The sequence below is a fragment of the Myxococcus sp. CA033 genome (genome assembly GCF_013336625.1).
Classification (GTDB): Bacteria; Myxococcota; Myxococcia; order Myxococcales; family Myxococcaceae; genus Myxococcus; species Myxococcus llanfairpwllgwyngyllgogerychwyrndrobwllllantysiliogogogochensis.
This window is the reverse complement of the sequence record NZ_JABUMU010000012.1, coordinates 156,496-172,612: the sequence shown is the minus strand read 5'-3', so window position 1 is coordinate 172,612 and position 16,117 is coordinate 156,496. Positions and strand designations below refer to the sequence as shown.

General features: G+C 70.2%; 14 protein-coding genes. 5 read left to right on the top strand and 9 right to left on the bottom strand.

The window, feature by feature from the left end:
* Positions 1-108 precede the first annotated feature (108 nt).
* Positions 109-1,629: a peptidase M3 gene (locus HUA78_RS26195; protein WP_174477393.1), complete on the top strand. Its 1,521-nt coding sequence runs from the start codon at positions 109-111 to the stop codon at positions 1,627-1,629.
* An 18-nt stretch (positions 1,630-1,647) separates the two neighbouring features.
* On the opposite strand, the gene HUA78_RS26190 is transcribed toward HUA78_RS26195, so the two are convergent.
* The 3 genes from HUA78_RS26190 to HUA78_RS26180 all read right to left on the bottom strand — a co-directional run bounded on the left by HUA78_RS26190 (position 1,648) and on the right by HUA78_RS26180 (position 4,020).
* On the bottom strand, positions 1,648-1,992 hold the full coding sequence (locus HUA78_RS26190) for a hypothetical protein (protein WP_141646503.1): 345 nt from the start codon (positions 1,990-1,992) through the stop codon (positions 1,648-1,650).
* A gap of 146 nt (positions 1,993-2,138) precedes the next feature.
* Complete coding sequence (locus HUA78_RS26185; protein WP_174477392.1) at positions 2,139-2,666, bottom strand: hypothetical protein; 528 nt, start codon at positions 2,664-2,666, stop codon at positions 2,139-2,141.
* Positions 2,667-2,982: 316 nt separating this feature from the next.
* On the bottom strand, positions 2,983-4,020 hold the full coding sequence (locus HUA78_RS26180; RefSeq protein WP_141646491.1) for a hypothetical protein: 1,038 nt from the start codon (positions 4,018-4,020) through the stop codon (positions 2,983-2,985).
* Between the two features lie 106 nt (positions 4,021-4,126).
* Here HUA78_RS26180 and HUA78_RS26175 point away from each other — a divergent pair, with 106 nt between their 5' ends.
* Positions 4,127-5,026 carry a DUF2058 family protein gene (locus HUA78_RS26175; RefSeq protein WP_174462907.1) on the top strand — a complete coding sequence of 300 codons (900 nt, stop codon included), beginning with the start codon at positions 4,127-4,129 and terminating at the stop codon, positions 5,024-5,026.
* 70 nt (positions 5,027-5,096) lie between these two features.
* On the opposite strand, the gene HUA78_RS26170 is transcribed toward HUA78_RS26175, so the two are convergent.
* Entirely contained in the window at positions 5,097-6,278 is a 1,182-nt protein-coding gene (locus HUA78_RS26170; RefSeq protein ID WP_174477391.1) for an acyl-CoA dehydrogenase family protein, read from the bottom strand.
* 109 nt (positions 6,279-6,387) lie between these two features.
* Here HUA78_RS26170 and HUA78_RS26165 point away from each other — a divergent pair, with 109 nt between their 5' ends.
* Positions 6,388-7,194 (top strand): sterol desaturase family protein, encoded by an 807-nt coding sequence (locus tag HUA78_RS26165; protein WP_174477390.1) that lies wholly within the window; start codon positions 6,388-6,390, stop codon positions 7,192-7,194.
* A 51-nt stretch (positions 7,195-7,245) separates the two neighbouring features.
* Complete coding sequence (locus tag HUA78_RS26160; protein WP_174477389.1) at positions 7,246-8,007, top strand: SDR family NAD(P)-dependent oxidoreductase; 762 nt, start codon at positions 7,246-7,248, stop codon at positions 8,005-8,007.
* Positions 8,008-8,242: 235 nt separating this feature from the next.
* On the opposite strand, the gene HUA78_RS26155 is transcribed toward HUA78_RS26160, so the two are convergent.
* Positions 8,243-10,069 (bottom strand): methyl-accepting chemotaxis protein, encoded by a 1,827-nt coding sequence (locus HUA78_RS26155; RefSeq protein ID WP_174462910.1) that lies wholly within the window; start codon positions 10,067-10,069, stop codon positions 8,243-8,245.
* A 147-nt stretch (positions 10,070-10,216) separates the two neighbouring features.
* Positions 10,217-10,963: a PP2C family serine/threonine-protein phosphatase gene (locus HUA78_RS26150; RefSeq protein WP_174454792.1), complete on the bottom strand. Its 747-nt coding sequence runs from the start codon at positions 10,961-10,963 to the stop codon at positions 10,217-10,219.
* Between the two features lie 335 nt (positions 10,964-11,298).
* On the opposite strand from HUA78_RS26150, the gene HUA78_RS26145 reads away from it, so the two are divergent.
* Positions 11,299-12,456 (top strand): hypothetical protein, encoded by a 1,158-nt coding sequence (locus HUA78_RS26145; RefSeq protein ID WP_174477388.1) that lies wholly within the window; start codon positions 11,299-11,301, stop codon positions 12,454-12,456.
* Between the two features lie 69 nt (positions 12,457-12,525).
* Here the strand turns inward: HUA78_RS26145 and HUA78_RS26140 are convergent, their stop codons facing one another.
* The 3 genes from HUA78_RS26140 to HUA78_RS26130 all read right to left on the bottom strand — a co-directional run bounded on the left by HUA78_RS26140 (position 12,526) and on the right by HUA78_RS26130 (position 16,043).
* A complete protein-coding gene (locus tag HUA78_RS26140) occupies positions 12,526-13,824 on the bottom strand; it encodes a choice-of-anchor X domain-containing protein (RefSeq protein ID WP_174454790.1) in 1,299 nt (432 codons plus the stop codon).
* Positions 13,825-13,845: 21 nt separating this feature from the next.
* The gene (locus HUA78_RS26135; RefSeq protein WP_141646498.1) at positions 13,846-14,730 is read right to left on the bottom strand and encodes a hypothetical protein; all 885 of its coding nucleotides are present in this window, start codon (positions 14,728-14,730) and stop codon (positions 13,846-13,848) included.
* A 194-nt stretch (positions 14,731-14,924) separates the two neighbouring features.
* Entirely contained in the window at positions 14,925-16,043 is a 1,119-nt protein-coding gene (locus HUA78_RS26130) for an aminotransferase class I/II-fold pyridoxal phosphate-dependent enzyme (RefSeq protein ID WP_141646499.1), read from the bottom strand.
* Between the last annotated feature and the right edge of the window lie 74 nt (positions 16,044-16,117).

Here is a 16,117-nt window from a genome sequence, read left to right as displayed (position 1 = left end):
GAGCCTGCTCGCTCGCTGGGATTCACCTGTCCTCCAGGGGCCAACAAGCGACGGAGCATCCCACCCTCGGCCCTTTGTGCCCGCCAGCCCTGGTACGGTCCGCGCCCCATGGACCGCCCCCTACACGCCGTCCGCACACGGCTGGACGATTTCCTCGCCGAGCTGGCCACCCTTCAGTACCGGCATGGTGCCGGCCTCGCGCGAGAGCTTCCCATCGCGAGCCTCCACGCCTCCTTCCCGGAGCTGTCCGCCCCGGACACCTTCGTCGCCGCCAGCGAGGCGCTCGCCAAGGCCCGAGCCAAGAACGACGTCCTCGCCGCCCGCCGCATCCAACTTGTGCGCGAGCTGGTGGCCACCCAGGTGGAAGAGGCCCTCGCCGCCCGTGCCGCCCAGGCCATGGCGACCGTGGAAGCCAACGCGGTGCTCAACGTCGACGACGAGTCCTTCAACTTCTCCGGGGCCATGGGGCGACTCCCCCACGAACCGAATCGTGCCCGCCGCGCCGGCCTGGAGCGCGCCGTCGGCAACTACCTCTGGGAACACCGAAGCCCCTATGGCGACCGTCGCGAAGCCGCCCTGCTCACCGCCGAGCGACTGGGTGCCCAGGACTATCCGTCCCTGCGCGAGGACGTCACCGGCATCGCCTACGCGAAGCTCGCCGAGGCCGCCGAGCAGACGCTGAAGCGCACCGAGGACGCCTACCGCGACGTGCTCACCTACGTGCTCAAGAAGACCGACCCGCAGCTGCGGCCCCTGCCCGGTGGTGACGCGCGTCGACATGACGTTCAGGCCGCGCTCCAGGCCCCGTGGCTGGACGAGCACTTCCGCCGCGAGGATGCGTGGCCCGCGGTGCGCCAGTGGATGGGCGAGTGGGGCTTCACGCCCAACGCCGGAGGCCGCATCCACCTGGACGAGGAGGACCGCCCCGGCAAGTCCCCCCGCCCCTTCGTCGTCACCATCCGCGTGCCGGACGACATCCGGCTGGTGCTCCAGCCGCGCGGCGGACTCGATGCCGTGGGCAGCCTGCTCCACGAGCTGGGCCACGCCCACCACCGCGCGCATGTCTCGGAGGACCTGCCCATGGAGCTGCGCCGCCTGGGCGATGCGGCCGTGACGGAAGCGCACGCCGCCGTCTTCGAGCGACTGCTGTTGTCCTCCGATTGGCTCAAGCGCTACCTGGGCCTCGCCACGATGCTCGCGCGCGACACGGCGCGGATGGCCGCGTTCCAGTCGCTCAGCGTGCTGCGCCGCCACTGCGCGAAGCTGTCCTACGAGCTGTCGCTCTGCAGGAAGGGCCCGTCCACCGAGCGCGCCGACGAGTACGCCGACGGCCAGCGCCGCGCCCTCTTCGCGGAGCCACATCCCGGGTTCTACCTGTACGACGTGGACCCCCAGCTCTACGTGGCGCACTACCTGCGAGCCTGGGCCCTGGAGGCCCGACTCACCACGCGCCTCACCGAGCGCTTCAACGAGGACTTCTGGAGGAACCCGAACGCCGCCACCTGGCTGAAGGGGCTGTACGCTCGGGGTGGAACGGATGACGCGGAAGGACTGGCCACGGAGGTGTCGGGCACGCCGCTGGCATTGCCCGAGGCGGGGGAGCGCCTCGTGGCCATCCTCAACCGGTAGTGGTGGCTGCGCGAGCGACTACTTCTTCTTGCGCAGCGCCCGGACGATCTTGTCCTTCGTCGGGTTGGCGGCCGTCTCGCGAGCACGGGGTGCTTCGGGCGCCGCCGCCTTGGTGGCCGGCGTCTTGGCCGCGGCGCGAGCGCGCATGGCCTTCATCAACTGCATCTCGATGACGAGCAGCTCGTCGCCCAGCTCTTCGTTGTCACCGGCAGCGCGCGGAAGCGGGGCTCGCGTGCTGGAAGCGCCGGCGCCATGCCGCATGCGCAGCGCCTTCTCCTCCTCGGCCGTGAGCGTGCGCGTCTTCTCCAGCGCCGCCTTGACCTCCTTGGCCGTCACCGTGCTACTCCCGACCTTGCGCTCCATCTCCGCTCCCTTGTTGTGCAGTCCGCTGAACATCCGAGCATGTCGGACGCGTCCGAGCCGCAACCGTCGGGGATTGTAGAGGACGCAAGAGTTGGCGCAAATTTTCTTCCAACAGGTCGCTCCCGCCCTGTAGCGCCAGAGGGTGCCTACAGGTGCATTCCCAGTCCCAGGAACGCGGTGGAGAGCGCCTGGCGCCGCCCGGAAAAGGGAGACCCGCTGGCGGAGAAGTTCTGGTAGCGGGCCTGGGCGGACAGGAACAGCCGGCCACCCAGCTCCACGTCCATTCCCCCGCACAGCTCCGGCCCCAATTGGAGAACACGTGGCGGCTCTTCCCCTTCCCGGCCGTGGGACACCAGGAGGCTCACCCCCAGCCCCAGGTACGGGCGGACCCGGCGTGCTTCGGGAATCGTGATTCGCAGGGACATGGGGGTCGCCTCGGTGAGCCGGCGGTTGGAGGCCACATGTCCGCCCACCTCCAGGAGGGACTGCTCCCGGCGATAGCTCCAGGCCAGCCCCGCGCTGTAGCCCACCTCCCGCCGCCCGTCCGGGTCCTTCAGGACGAACGCCCCCACCGGGAACACGGTGACGCCCAGACTGCGAGAGGGAGGCTCCGCCCTCGCGAGCGGCGTGACGAGCCCGCACAGGCACAGGAGCAGGAGGCGGAGACAGCGCATGGGCCCAGGGAGAGCAAGGCACACGCCACCCGGAATCCCACGTGAATCCAGGGGCTTGAGAGGCGCGTTGGCGCCCCTGCCACGGGTGTCCGGGCGATGGGGTCAGGGCAGGCGGCCTGGCTCGGACGACCCGCGCGCCTGGCTCCCATGACTCGCTTGTCCGGCTCGAAGGAGGCCTCCTCGGGAGGAGGCCCACTCGTTCAACGGACGGCTCCGCCGGGACCGCTCCGGGAGGGCGCTCACCCAGGCGACCCGCCCGCTCGACGAACGACTCCGGCGCGGCGGCATCAGTAGGGCGCCCCACCCGCTCGACGAACTACTCCGGCGCGGCCTCGTCCTCGGGCTCGGGCGGCGCCTCACCCGGCGTCGTGCTCTTGGCGCCCTCGGGCTTCGCGCGCTCGATGCCAAAGCGGTCCAGCGCGTCGGCGATGCCCTGGGGCTTGTCCGCGTCGGGGAGGAACTCCTCGGGCGGCGCGAGCCTCGGGTCCTTGCCCAGCTCCGACAGGGACGCCTCCAAGGTCAGCCGCAACTCCGCCGCCTCGGGCGTCTTCTCCGACGGCACCCCGACGCGCCCGTCCAGCCGCGCCTTGAGGACCACGGAGGTGGCCGCGTCCACCAGCACCTCGCCATCCAGCGAGCGCGGCAGCCGGTGGGCGAAGAAGTTCGCGCGCCGACGCGTCGTCTCGTCCGAGCCACCCTTGGACTGGAACAGCGCCGGCAGCGGTCGGGACGCATCGCCCTCCGTGGCGGGGGCCAGCGTCACCACGTAGCGCCACGCCGTGCGCCCTTCATAGGTGACGGTGCCCTGCGGGGCGAGCTTGAGCCGCCCCTGGAAGAGGATGTCGAAGTCGCGGATGGCGCCGGTCAGCTCCGTGCGGGTGCGCTCGGCCATGCCGCGGTCGCGAAGGCGCTGACGGAACGGGCCATACCGGTTGCGGGCGAACACCTGTCCCCCCACGCGCATGACCTCCAGGCCCTGGTCCCTCGAGTTCTCCAGCACGCCGTGGAAGTCGCCGCTGACACCCCCGGGCCCCGCGCGGAACGTGCGCGTCTCGGTGAGCTTCACGGGGTTGGACTCGGCGGAGGTCCACTCGTAGCCGAGGGTGGCCTGGTAGCGGTGGGGCCCCAGTCGCTCGGTGATTTCGGCGGCGTCCATGCCGAGGATTCGGCGGGCCACCTGAGGGTTTTCCGCGACATCCTCCGGCGGGAGCTTCTGCTGGGCGGAGGCGACCACCTTGGGAGGGTCCTCCGGCGAGAAGATGCGCGCCTTGGCCGCCTTGTCGACCGGGTCCGAGCAACTGGCGGCGGCCAGCGCCAAGGCGAGGGTGACGGCGGACTTCTTCAGACGGCTCACGACTCCTCCGGAGGGGGTACCACGGGGGCGGCAAGTTACGTGGCGCATACAAGAGCGGCAAGCAGCGGCTTGCGTGCGGCCGTGCAAGGGATAGAACGCCCTTCTCATGCAGAACCTGCGCGACAAGTTGTTGAAGGCGGGCCTCGTCACCGAGGAACAGTCCAAGAAGGCTGATGCGGCAACCAGCCAGACGGAAGCCCGGAGGCCCCAGCCCCAGGAGGGCGGACGTCCAGGCGGCAACCGTCCTCCGCCCCGGCGTGACGAGAACCGGACATCCGGTGGCCCGTCACCCCGGAGCGAGGACCGTGGCCCCGGCCCCCGAGAGGGTGGCGGACGTCCCGGTGGTGGCCGCCCTGGTGGTGGCGGTGCGCCCCGTCATGGTGGCTCGTTCCGGCCCGGTGGCGGTGGCGGAGGTGGAGCGCCCCAGCACGGGCGTCCCGCCGCCGTGGCCGAGAAGCCCATTCCCAAGCTGCCCCCCATGCCCGGCTCCAAGGCCTACCAGCGCGCCGAATCCAAGCGCCAGGTGGAGTTGGACAAGGCGCTGCGCGAGCTCGTGCTGGGCTCGCAGGTGCCGCTGGAGCCCGGGGAGACGGCGTTCTACTTCATGACCCGCAAGGGCAAGCTGCGGCGGATGGAGTTGACGCCGGAGCAGGCCAAGCGGCTGGAGGACGGCGAGCTCGGCGTGGTGGAGCGTCCGGACCCGGCGCAAATCGAGCACTCGCTGGTGCCCGCCGCGGCGGCCGAGCAGATGTTCGCGCTCTCGAAGAAGGCGGTGCGCTTCTTCAACCGGAAGGACAACCCCGTCGGCTTCATGAACGACGAGGAGCTCAAGGCGCAGCAGGCGGCGGAAGCCGCTGGCACCGCGCCGGAGCTGTCCGACGAGGCCTCGGCGGAAGGCACGGAGACCGCCTCGGAGGAAGGCGCCGAAACGTCCGCTCCGACCGAAGCCGAGGCGACGACGGCCGAAGAAGCCCCGAAGGCCGAGGGCGGCGAGAGCCAGGGCTGACCTCGACTTCGCCTGTGATGGCCCTCCCCTCTCCCGCTCGACTGGGATGAGGGGAGGCATCACACGGGCGTCAGTCGAAGGCGTCGATTCCGGTGATGGCCTTGCCGAGCACCAGCGTGTGCACCTCGTGGGTGCCCTCGTAGGTGAAGACCGATTCGAGATTCAGCATGTGGCGCACCGGCGGATACGCATCGGTGATGCCATTGGCGCCGTAGATGCTCCGCGCCATGCGGGCGATGTCGAGCGCGCTCTTCACGTTGTTGCGCTTGGCCAGGCTCACCATGACGGGCGTCACCTTGCCCTCGTCCTTGAGCCGCGCCACTCGCAGGCCCACGAGCTGCGCCTTGACGATGTCCTGGAGCATGTCCGCCAGCTTCTCCTGCGTGAGCTGGTAGCCGGCCACGGGCTTGCCGTTGAACGACGCGCGGGACAGTGAGTACTCGCGAGCGCCCTCGAAGCAGGCGATGGCCGCGCCGGTGACAGCGAAGGCGATGCCCAACCGCGCGTTGTTGAGACAGGACAAGGGGCCTCGCAGGCCCACCACGCCGGGCAGCACGTTGCGCGCGGGCACACGCACGTCCTGGAAGGACAGCTCGCTGGTGATGGACGCGCGCAGGGAGAACTTGCCGGGGATGTCCCGCGCGGTGAAGCCGGGCATGCCCTTCTCCACCAGGAAGCCTCGGACGGACTCGGGGCCGCCGTCGTCCGTCTTCGCCCACACCACCGCGACGTCGGCGATGGCGCCGTTGGTAATCCACGTCTTGGTGCCGTTGAGGACGTAGTCGTCGCCGTCCTTGCGCGCGCGGGTGCGCATGCCTCCCGGGTTGGAGCCGAAGTCCGGCTCGGTGAGGCCGAAGCACCCGATGACGCGCCCTTTGGCCATGCCCGGCAGGAAGCGCTCCTTCTGCTCATCGCTGCCATACGCGTGGATGGGGAACATGCAGAGCGAACCCTGCACGGAGGCGAAGGAGCGCAGCCCCGAGTCCCCCCGCTCCAGCTCCTGGAGGATGAGGCCGTAGCTGACGGTGTTCATCCCCGCGCAGCCGTAGCCCTGGAGGTTGGCTCCCAGCACGCCCATCTCCGCGAGCTGGGGGACCAGGTGGAATGGGAAGGTGCCATCGCGAAAGTGCCCGCCGATGATGGGCAGCACTTCGCGGTCCACGAAGGCGGCCACCGTGTCGCGAGCGGCCTTCTCCTCGGGGGACAGCAGGTCGTCCAGCCGGAACAAGTCAGTGATGTCCGCGCGTGCCATGGCGCCGTCCTAACGCCCGCCTCCAGGAGCGTCAAACGCCCCCGCAACCGCGCCTGCCTCCGGGGGGTTAACATGGGGTGTCGGCGGCAAGGGCCGGAGGTGGAGCACGATGGTGCACGCATTCATGGCGCTGTTCCCCCTCGTCCTGGGCGTGTCGGGGACGCTGAAGGTGTCGATGGTGGGCCTGGGATGGTGGGCGGCCGGGCTCCAGGCCGGGGCGCGGTGGCGCGTCTACCGCAAGCCGCTGGCGCCGGGACAACTTCGCAGCGAGGCGTGGGCAGCGGTGCGGGTGTTGGTCTTCGACGCGGTGCTCGTCGCCGCGTTCCGCGTCGTGTACCAGTCGCGACTGGCACCCTTCAGCGTGGGCGCCACGGTGGCGACCTTCGCCTTTCTCTTCGTGGGCTTCGAGGTGTGGTTCTACGCCACGCACCGCCTGCTGCACACCCGCGTGCTCTACCGGTTCCACGCGCAGCACCATGTGGCGCAGGTGACGAATCCGCTGACCTCGCTGTCCTTCTCGCTGGTGGAGCGCGTGGTGCTGCTGGCGGGCAACTTCGGCCTTGTCATCCTGGCGCTGGAGGTGATGCCCGTCACCCAGGCGGGGGTGATGCTCTACATCCTCGCCAACTACGTGCTCAACGTGGTGGGCCATGGGAACACCGAGTGGCTGCCGGAGCGCTTCGTGTCCACCTGGCTCGGGCGACAGGTCCTCACGCCCACCTTCCACGCCATGCACCACGCCCGGCACCAGGGCCACTACGGCCTGTACACCACGGTGCTGGACCGGTGGCTGGGCACGGCGTTCGACGACTATCCCCAGGTGCATGCCCGCGCGCGGGCTGGCGAGGGGCTGGAGCGCGTGGGGGAGCGGCTGCGGCCCCAGGCGCCCGTCGCGGTGCTCGCCCCCACCGCGTGAGTCGTGTCGTCGGGCGTGCCCGTGCCGGCCTGGGGCGCTAGGCTGCCGCGCATGACGACGATCCAGAAGACCGTGGTGGTGACGGGCGCGAGCCGAGGCATTGGCCGCGCCGTGGCGTTGACCTTCGCGCGCGAGGGCTATCGCGTCTGGGCCCTGGCCCGCGCCGCGGATGCGCTCGCGGTGCTCGTGAAGGAGGGTGGAGACAGCATCCGGCCCCTCGTCGTGGACGTGGCGGACGAGGCCGCGCTGGTCGCGGCGACGAAGACGATTCTCGCGGAAGGCGCCCCGGGCGTGCTCGTGAACAACGCGGGCATCACCGTGTCCGCGCCGCTGACGAAGACGAGCACCGCGGACCTGGCGCGGGTGATGGCCATCAACGTGACGGCCCCCTTCCTGCTCTGCCGCGAGCTGATGCCCGCCATGGCGCAGGCGGGAGGTGGCCGGGTCATCAACATCGGCTCCATGGCCGCCGTGCGCGGGATGAAATACACGTCCGCCTACTGCGCCTCCAAGCACGCGCTGCTGGGCCTGACGCGCGCGCTGGCTGTGGAGTACGCGAAGAAGCACGTGACGGTGAACGCGGTGAACCCGGGCTGGGTGGAGACGGACATGTTCTCCAACGCGACGGCGGCGATTTCACACACGACGGGCCGCACCGGAGAGCAGGCGCGCGAGGCCCTGGCATCGATGAACGCCATGGGCCGCATCGTCCAGCCGGAGGAGGTGGCGGCGCTGTGCCTCTTCCTCGCGTCGGACGCGGCGGGAGCCATCACCGGCGCAGCGCACGCCATCGACGGTGGCGAGCTGGGCTGAAGCGCTTCGGCGTGAGCGCGGCCTCGGGAGGGTCGCGCATCCGAGCTGCGTCTCAAGGGGCTGACTCACGCGATGCCTCGCAGGGCATCGCGGCGTCAGGTTCGCCCGAGGCGAGACACCACCCCGGAGCTGGTAGCGGCCGACGATGGCGCTCGGCTCGCCCGAGGTGAACCACCACCTCGGAGCTGATAGCGGCCGATGATGGCGCTCAGCTCGCCCGAGGCGAGACTCCACCTCAGAGCTGGTAACGGCCGACGATGGCGCTCAGCTCGCCCGAGGCGGCGGAGAGCTGGATGGCGGCCTGTTCACTGGCCGCCATGCGGTCGACAATCTGGTCCGCCACGTCCGCCATGGAGCTGAGCGCGGCGAACAGCTCCGCGATGCCCGCGTCCTGCTGGCGCACGGCATCGGAGATGCTCCGCACCGTCTGGCCGTTGCTCTGGATGATGCCGGCCAGCGAGCGCAGGCTCTCACCCGCCGCCTGCACCTGCTCCAGCCCTCCCTCCACTTCGCGCGCCCCACCCTCACTGATGCGCACGGCTTCGGAGATGGCCCGGCCGATGTCGCCCAGGATGCCCTGCACGCGCGTCGTCGCTCCCGCGGACTGGTCCGCCAGTGAGCGCATCTGCCGCGCCACCACGGAGAAGGCCCGCCCCTGGTCGCCACTGCGCGCCGCCTCGATGGAGGCGTTCAACGCCAGCACGTTGGACTGGTCCGCCAGGTCCTTCACCGTGCGGGTGATGTCGCCCACCAGTCGCGTGCGCTGATGCAACACGGTGATGGTGCGGCCAATCTGCTCGACGTGCGAGCGGATGTGCGTGAGTCCCCCCACGCTGCCAGACACCGCCGCCTCGCCGGCCTGACCGAAGCCGCTCGCCTTCTCCGCCTCGCGCTGGATGGTCTCCACGCGCCTGGCCGCCGCCCGGGAGGACTCCTGGAGCTGCTGCGCCGCCATCTGCGTCTCGTGCAGCGCCACCGCCTGCTGGGACACCGCCTCGTTCTGTATCGACGCGGAATCAGTGAGCTGCGCGGCGGCGGACTCGAGCTGCTCGGCCGAGCCCTTCAGCGCCATCAGCAGCGAACGCAGCTGCACCATCATCTCCGCGAACGACGCGGCCAGCCGGCCAATCTCGTCTCGCGAGTGAACCTCCAGCGTGCCCCGGAAGTCGCCCTCCGCCACCACCCGCGCCGCCGCCGCCGTCAGCTCCCGCAGGGGGCTCGTCATCCGTCGCACGAGCAGGAAAATCACACCGCCCGCCGCCAGCGCAGTGAACAGCCCCAACCCGACGATGAGCAGCACCGCCGTGCCGAAACGCGACGCCTCCGTCTTCTCGTCCCGCGCGAGCACCAGCTCCAACCCCTGCCCCACCGGCAGGCGCGCCACGCGGAACGACGAGTCCTCCACGTCCACGCGCCCCTCTTCCACGTCCGCGTCCACCGCCGCCAGCAAGGCCTCCGGGGCCACGACGTCCACGGACCGGGCCACCAACCTCGGGCCCACGCGCAGCAGCAGCTCCACGCCCCGCTGATTCCTCAAGTCCTTCAGCGGCGCATCGTCGAACCGACTCCCCAACACCAGGTGCCCCACCGCGCGTCCGTCCACCTCCACCGGCCGGGACACCGTCCAGTAGGCCGCCTCGCCCACGAAGAGCACCCCAGGCGCACCGCTCCGCACCAGTTGCGCGAGCGCGGGCAGCGGCTCCCGGTACGAACCCGCGAGCAGCCCGCCCTCCGGCGTGGTGATGAGCAACAGCTCCACCGACACCAGGGCCTTCTGCTCCTCGGAGAACGTCTGGAGCGCCTTCGCGTCCACCGTCGCACCGGAGAGCAGCGCGCGAAGCTGGGTATTCGCCGCGGCGCTGCGCAGCAGGACCTTCAGTGTCCGAGCCTCCTGGGCCACCAACCGGCTCCAGGCGGACTCGTCATGGGTAAGCGCCTGGGCCAGCTCCGTGTCCATCCGGGAGCGCAGCACGACGCCCGTGAACGTCACGCAGAGCGCGGTGAGGGCCAGGATGACCAGGGTGATGGCGATGGTCAGACGAGCGGCGAGGCTGTGCGTCATGCGCTGCGGTGTCGGACGTGAGGGGAAATGACCAGGGTGGGGGAACCCCAGAAGCCACACCCTACCCCAAGCTTCCAGGCTTGAGCAGTAAGGCGTGGATGACCCGGCGCCCTCCGGCTGACCCTCCCACCTCCACTGACCTGCGCCTCAAGCGTCGGCGACGCGCAACACCACGGCGGTGATGTTGTCCTTGCCTCCCGCCTCGAAGGCATCCGCCACCAGCGCGTCGCAGACCTCACGCGCGGAGGACAGCGACAGGCGCCGCGCCAGCCCGTCCATCCCCAGCGGCTCGTAGAGGCCGTCCGAACACAACAGGAAGACGTCCCCAGGCTCCGCGTGAAGTCGCTGCAGCGTGGGCTCCGCGTTGTCCGTCCCGAGCGCGCGGGTGATGAGGTGCCGCCAGTTGGACGCTCCCCCCGGAGGCTCCATGCCCACGTCCTTCAGCTCCTCGATGAACGAGTGGTCCCGGGTCAGCGACTCCAACCTGCCGCCCCGCAGCCGGTACAGCCGGCTGTCCCCTACATGGGCCACCGCCGCGCCCTCCTGCCCCAACGCCAGCGCCACCACCGTGGAGGCCATCTCGCTCAGCCGGCCCACGCGCTGGGCCTGGAGGTTTCGCTGGGCCAGCTGCGAGCACGCCGCCAGCAGGTTCTCCTCGCGCGTGCGGCGGGGGTCGGCGACTTCCGGCCACACCGCCTCCCGCTCGCGCTCCCATCGATGCCCCAGGCCCGCGAAGGTGTCCACGACACAGCGGCTCGCCACCTCGCCGCCCTCCTGCCCACCCAGCCCATCCGCGACCACGTACAGCCCCAGCTCCGGCAGGACACAGTAGGAGTCCTCGTTGTGGGGCCGGCGACCGATATGGGTCTGTCCCGCGCTTTCGATACGCAGCATGACACCGCCTCCTCGAGCCTCTCCCCAGCAAGCGGGAGGCCAGCGCCCATCCCCAGGCGAGCGCCCACTACGGATACCTCTCTTTTTGCGGTGTCTGGAGCGTGAGTGCCAGCCGACCTCGGCGCCCGCCCCGCACTCGTTCGGTGGCGGACGTTGCAAGCGCCCTGCATCCGGAAACGTTGTCCAGTGGGAGGGGTGGCGACCCCACAGGTGATGGGTGCGGACTCCCCTCTTTCAGGGTGGGTGGGGACCCCACGCGGGGCCCCTGGCAACTTTCACCCAGGGACGACGACAATGACGATGATGTCCGACGTGTGCGCCCCGGGAGGTGTCCGATGACTTCCATCCGCCGTTTGTCCTCGAGCATCCTGTCCTCGCTGCGGCGCACCTCGCTCGACGTGGACACCAGCGTGTCCCCGCTCACCCAGAGCGAGTCCCTGGACCCCGTGTCGAAGATCCGCCGGGGCTACTCCGACGAGAGCGACTTCCAGGCGGACGGCGCGGATGGCGCCGATGCCCTCTTGTCTTCGTTCGACCTGGACGAGGCGGAGGAAACCGGCTCGGCGCGCAACCTGGATCATGCGTCGCTGCGCGTGTTCTCCGGCGAGAGTTCGTTCGAGCCCGCCGCGCCCCGCTACGCGCAGGTGCTTGGCTCCCAGCTGCCTTCCGCGCTGGGTGCGCCGCGTGACACGGGCGGCGCAGTGGGGCGGGCGTCGAGGCGCGGGGGCGCGGACGCGCCGGATGCTTCCGACATCCTCTCGCCCGACGAGGCGGCGTGGGAGCTCCACAACCTGGACACCTCCTCGCCCAGCGTGGATGCGCCGGAGGATCTGCTGTTCATGATGGACCCTCCGGGCTCCTCTGGGCGGGCGGACCCCATGCTGGACCTGAACCTGGACCTGGACTCATTCGAGGACAGCCCCTCGGCCATCGGCGGCGTGATGCCGGGTGGAAGCACAGTGGAGGGCCTGGCGGCGGCGCGGTATGCGTCCGGGGAGTTGATGGGGGCGTCCGTGCGGCCCGCGGGACCGGAGGAGTTCCTCGCGGACCTGAGCGACCTGGGCGACCTGGTTCCAGAGGAAGAGTTTGGCCCGGCGGACGCGGCCCTCGCGGGCGTGCTCGGCTCGCTCGCGGCCAACCCCGTCGCGGCCAGTGTCCCCGTGGTCTCCGCGCTCGGAGCGCAGGGTGTGGACGTGGTGGCGGACGCCGTGGAGCTCCAGCCCGACGCACAACCGGCGGAGCCGGCCTCGGTGCTCGGGCAGTTCCTCACGGAGCAGAGCGCGATGGTGGGCGACAGCTTCGAGGAGTCGGTGGCGGTCGCCCCGTCCAACACGGAGCAGGCCTCGGCTCCGGGTGAGACCTTCGCGGAGCAGGCCGCGCCGCAGGCGCAACTGCTGGCGGAGCAGCGGGGCGCGACGTCCATCGAGCCCGAGGTCTCCGCTGTCTCCACGGAGCCCACGCCGGTGGACTCTCACGAGCCGGGCGTCGCCTGAAGCGCGAGCCGTGCCGCTCCACGACGCCCCAACGGGCGTCACCGTCACGTCGGAGGACCCACCCGCGACTCAGGGACGCTTTTCCTCGCCGAGCGTCGCGTCGAGTTGCCGCTGCGCCTCCTCGACGTCGCGGATGAATTCGTTCCGGTTGCGACTGCGCTCCTCGCTCTGCCACTCATCGGGCGAGAAGGACGTCGCCGGATATTCCTTCGTGGTGTGGACATAGCCACGCATCGTGGTCATCAGCTCGCGGTCCGGGTCCCCTGACTCCTTGAGCAGGAAGCCCTCCACGTCGCGCAGCTGCAGGGGGAAGGTCGGCGCCTCGTCGAGGACCAGCTTGCCGAAGACGGTGAGCTTCACCTCCTGCACCCCCTCCTTCAGCTCCTCGTTGAAGGAGACATGCGCGAAGGGCTCGCCGCTCTCGTTGTCGATGCGTCCGGCCACGACATATCGCCCCGCCTTGCGCACGTGGATGCCCAGGTAGAGCAGCAGCGAGCCGTCCGCCAGCGCCTCACGCACCCTGCCCGTGAAGGTCGCCGGCGGAGAAGGCGTGTACAGGATGTCCAGGAACGCCATGCCCTCGGCCTTGTCCGAGCGCACCCGCACGTCCACGCGCAGCGTGCCCGAGTACAGCGGGAAGCCCTGCTTCGACGGCTGGAACCGCCCCGTGAAGATGCCGTCCCCCGCGAGCGCGTCACCCGCGGCGCCATCGTCCGTGAAGGCCACGGGCACGGCGGGCACACCCCCCGCGCCTTGCACGTGTTCGGCCTCGTGCGCGGACGCGGACAACACCTGACAGGGCCTGGGCGCGCGCTGCGCGTCCTCACACGAGACGAAGAAGTGCACCGCCTCGTCGCTCACCACGAAGACCCGGTCCTGCTTCAACCGGAGCTGCACGTCCGCGTGCTCGCGACTCAACGGGCGCGTGCGCTCCGGCTCCGCGAGCACCACCTGGTCCGGATGCTCCCGGATGGAGCGGGACTGCGGCGGATAACGCGTCGCGGACACGTAGGACTCCAGCGTCTGCTTCGCCCGCTCCAGCCGAGCCGTCCACAGCTCCCGCCGCTCCAGGCGCTCGCGCTGCTCGGGGCTCAGCACGGAGACCCGCATGTCCTCCGTGCCCGGCGACGAGCGTCGCTCCAACGCCGCGCCGCGCCCGACGAACCCCGACTTCGGCGGGGCTTCTCCAGCCTCGCGATTCTGGCCCTCCGCCAGGACAGGAGGCTCGCTCGGAGCCTCCTCCTCGCCAGCCTCCCGGCTCCAGCTCCACCACCCCAGCCCACCCACGGCCAGGGTCATCACCAGGAAGACCCACCCGAGACGGCGCGGGCGGGAGACAGGAGCAGGAGCAGGGCTGTTGGGCGTCATGGCTGCATCAGGGCGACAGACTCAGTACGCGTACTTCACCACGTCCTCGCGGACCTTGGCGACGATGCCACCCCAGTTGCCGTTGGCGTAGTGGTTGAACGACTCGCCGTCATCGCGCAGGGACACGGTGTGGAAGCTCCACTTCGCGCGGCCGTCGCTCGTGTTCGCGGTGCCGGTGTTCAGCGTGCCGCCACAGAACCAGTCGCCCGGGTTGCACTGCGAGCTGCCGGAGCTGCCCGACACGCCGCCCGTGGAGTGGTACGACACCGCCTCGTCGTCCTGCCCGGGGAGGATGCCTGAGTAGAGCGTGCCCTTCGCACCAGCGAACATGTAGAACCAGACGCTGCGCGTGGTGTTGTGGTTGTACATGGCCCGCGACGTGGTGGTGACCAGGTCACTCACCAACGGCTCGCCCACGGCCCACTCGCCCACGTCCGCCAGCTCGCTGCCGCCGCCAGCGCCGGACGCCACGTTCACCCACTTGATGTTCCAGCCCGTCTGCGTGCTGCCATCCGTGTTGCCACACACGCCGCTCGCGTTGGGCGTCGCGTTCTTCTTGCTGCGCGCCGAGCCGCCATACAGCGACAGCGCATAGCCAATCTGGAGATTGCCCGCGCTGTGCGAGGCGATGTAGCACCAGTTGTTCCCCGTGCAGTAACAGTCCAGCGCGTCACGCACGCGCGCGTTCTGCCCGCCGATGCGCTCCTTGCCGTTCCAATTCACGGCCTTCTTGTTCACGCCCGCCGCGGTACCCGCAGGGCCCCAGTAGCTGAAGTCGCCGTAGTTCCCGGCCTGCGTACCGCCGCCGTTCCGACCGTGAATCCACAGCGTGTAATTGGTGGCGGCAGCCTGCGTGCCAACCAACAGCGTGGCCGCGGCAATCGCCGTACCCATCAGCTTCTTCATCGTGAACGCCTCCGCTCGGGAGTAGGGGGAACAGCTCTCGCCAGGTGGGGGACCCGACGGGGAAGCGCTCACTCTAGAGTCTCAGGGTGTAAAAGGTCGAGAACACGGAAACCAGGAAGCCGACGCAAAACCTGACGCAATGCGTCGCCCTCTGGCGTAAGGCGTCAGTCGCCCTGGCCCATCGCGTCATCGCCTCACCGGGTGTCGGTGACGAAGCGCTCCAGGCGTGTCAGGGCTTCCGGCAGGCTGGTGCGACCCAACCCCAGACGGAAGTGATTGCCGGGGAAGTCGTAGACGTCACCGGGTAGCAACAGCACGCCTTCTCGTTGCACGAGCGCATCGGTGAACCGGGCCACGTGTTGCTCTCGCAGCAGGCGCGGAAAGGCCACGCTTCCGGCGCGCGGACGCACCCAGTGGAAGGTGTCCGCGTGGCGCGCGAAGAACGCGTCCAGCAGGGCCAGGTTGGAGGCGAGCAACGCGCGGCTTCGCGCCAGCACCCGCTCCTTCGCGCGCAGGGCGATGAGGGCGAGCACCTCGCTGGGGGCGCTGTTGCAGATGGTGGTGTAGTCCTTGTACGCCATGCACCGGCGCAGCACGTCCTCGTCGCGACAGACAAGCCACCCCACGCGCAGCCCCGCCAGCCCGAACGCCTTGGACATGACGCCCAGGCTGAAGGCGCGCGGCGACAGCTCGACGGCGGCGGGCAGCAGGTCCTTCGGGTCATGCTCCAGCAGCCGGTACACCTCGTCGGACAAGAGGTAGATGCCTCGCTCGTCACACAGCGCGCACAGCGCCTGGAATGTCTTCCGGTCCGGCAGCGCGCCCGTCGGGTTGTGAGGGAAGTTCACCACGACGATTCGCGTCTGGGGCTTGAGCGCGCGGCGAAGGGCGTCCACATCCAACGCCCAGCCGTCCTCCTCGCGCAGCGGCAGCAGCGTCACGTCCGCGCCGGTGGCGCGCGCCACTTCGTGCAGGGACTGGTAGCCCGGCCAGGTGACGACGGCGTGGTCTCCCGGGCCCAGCAGCACGTTCATCAGGATGAAGACAGCCTCCTGGGCGCCGGCGAAGGTCAGCACCTGTTCGGGCGCCACGCCCTGGTAGAGCGCGGCGATTTCCAGCCGCAGCGCGGGCAGGCCCGGGGCCTCGGTGTAGCCGAGCGTCAGCTCCTCCCAGCGGGCCAGGGCGTCCGGCTCGGCGAGCGCCAGCAGCTCCCGCATCTTCCAGCCCTCGATGTCCGAAGAGCACAGGGTGTAGGGCGCGGCGAACTCCCAGCGCGCGAAGTACCGCTCCAGCTTGAAGTCGGGGATGCGCATGAAGCGACTGTCTGCCCTCTTGGCCGCCGTCCGTCCAGCGCCACCCGCCTCGCGCGCCCTCCTCCGGCCAGGCA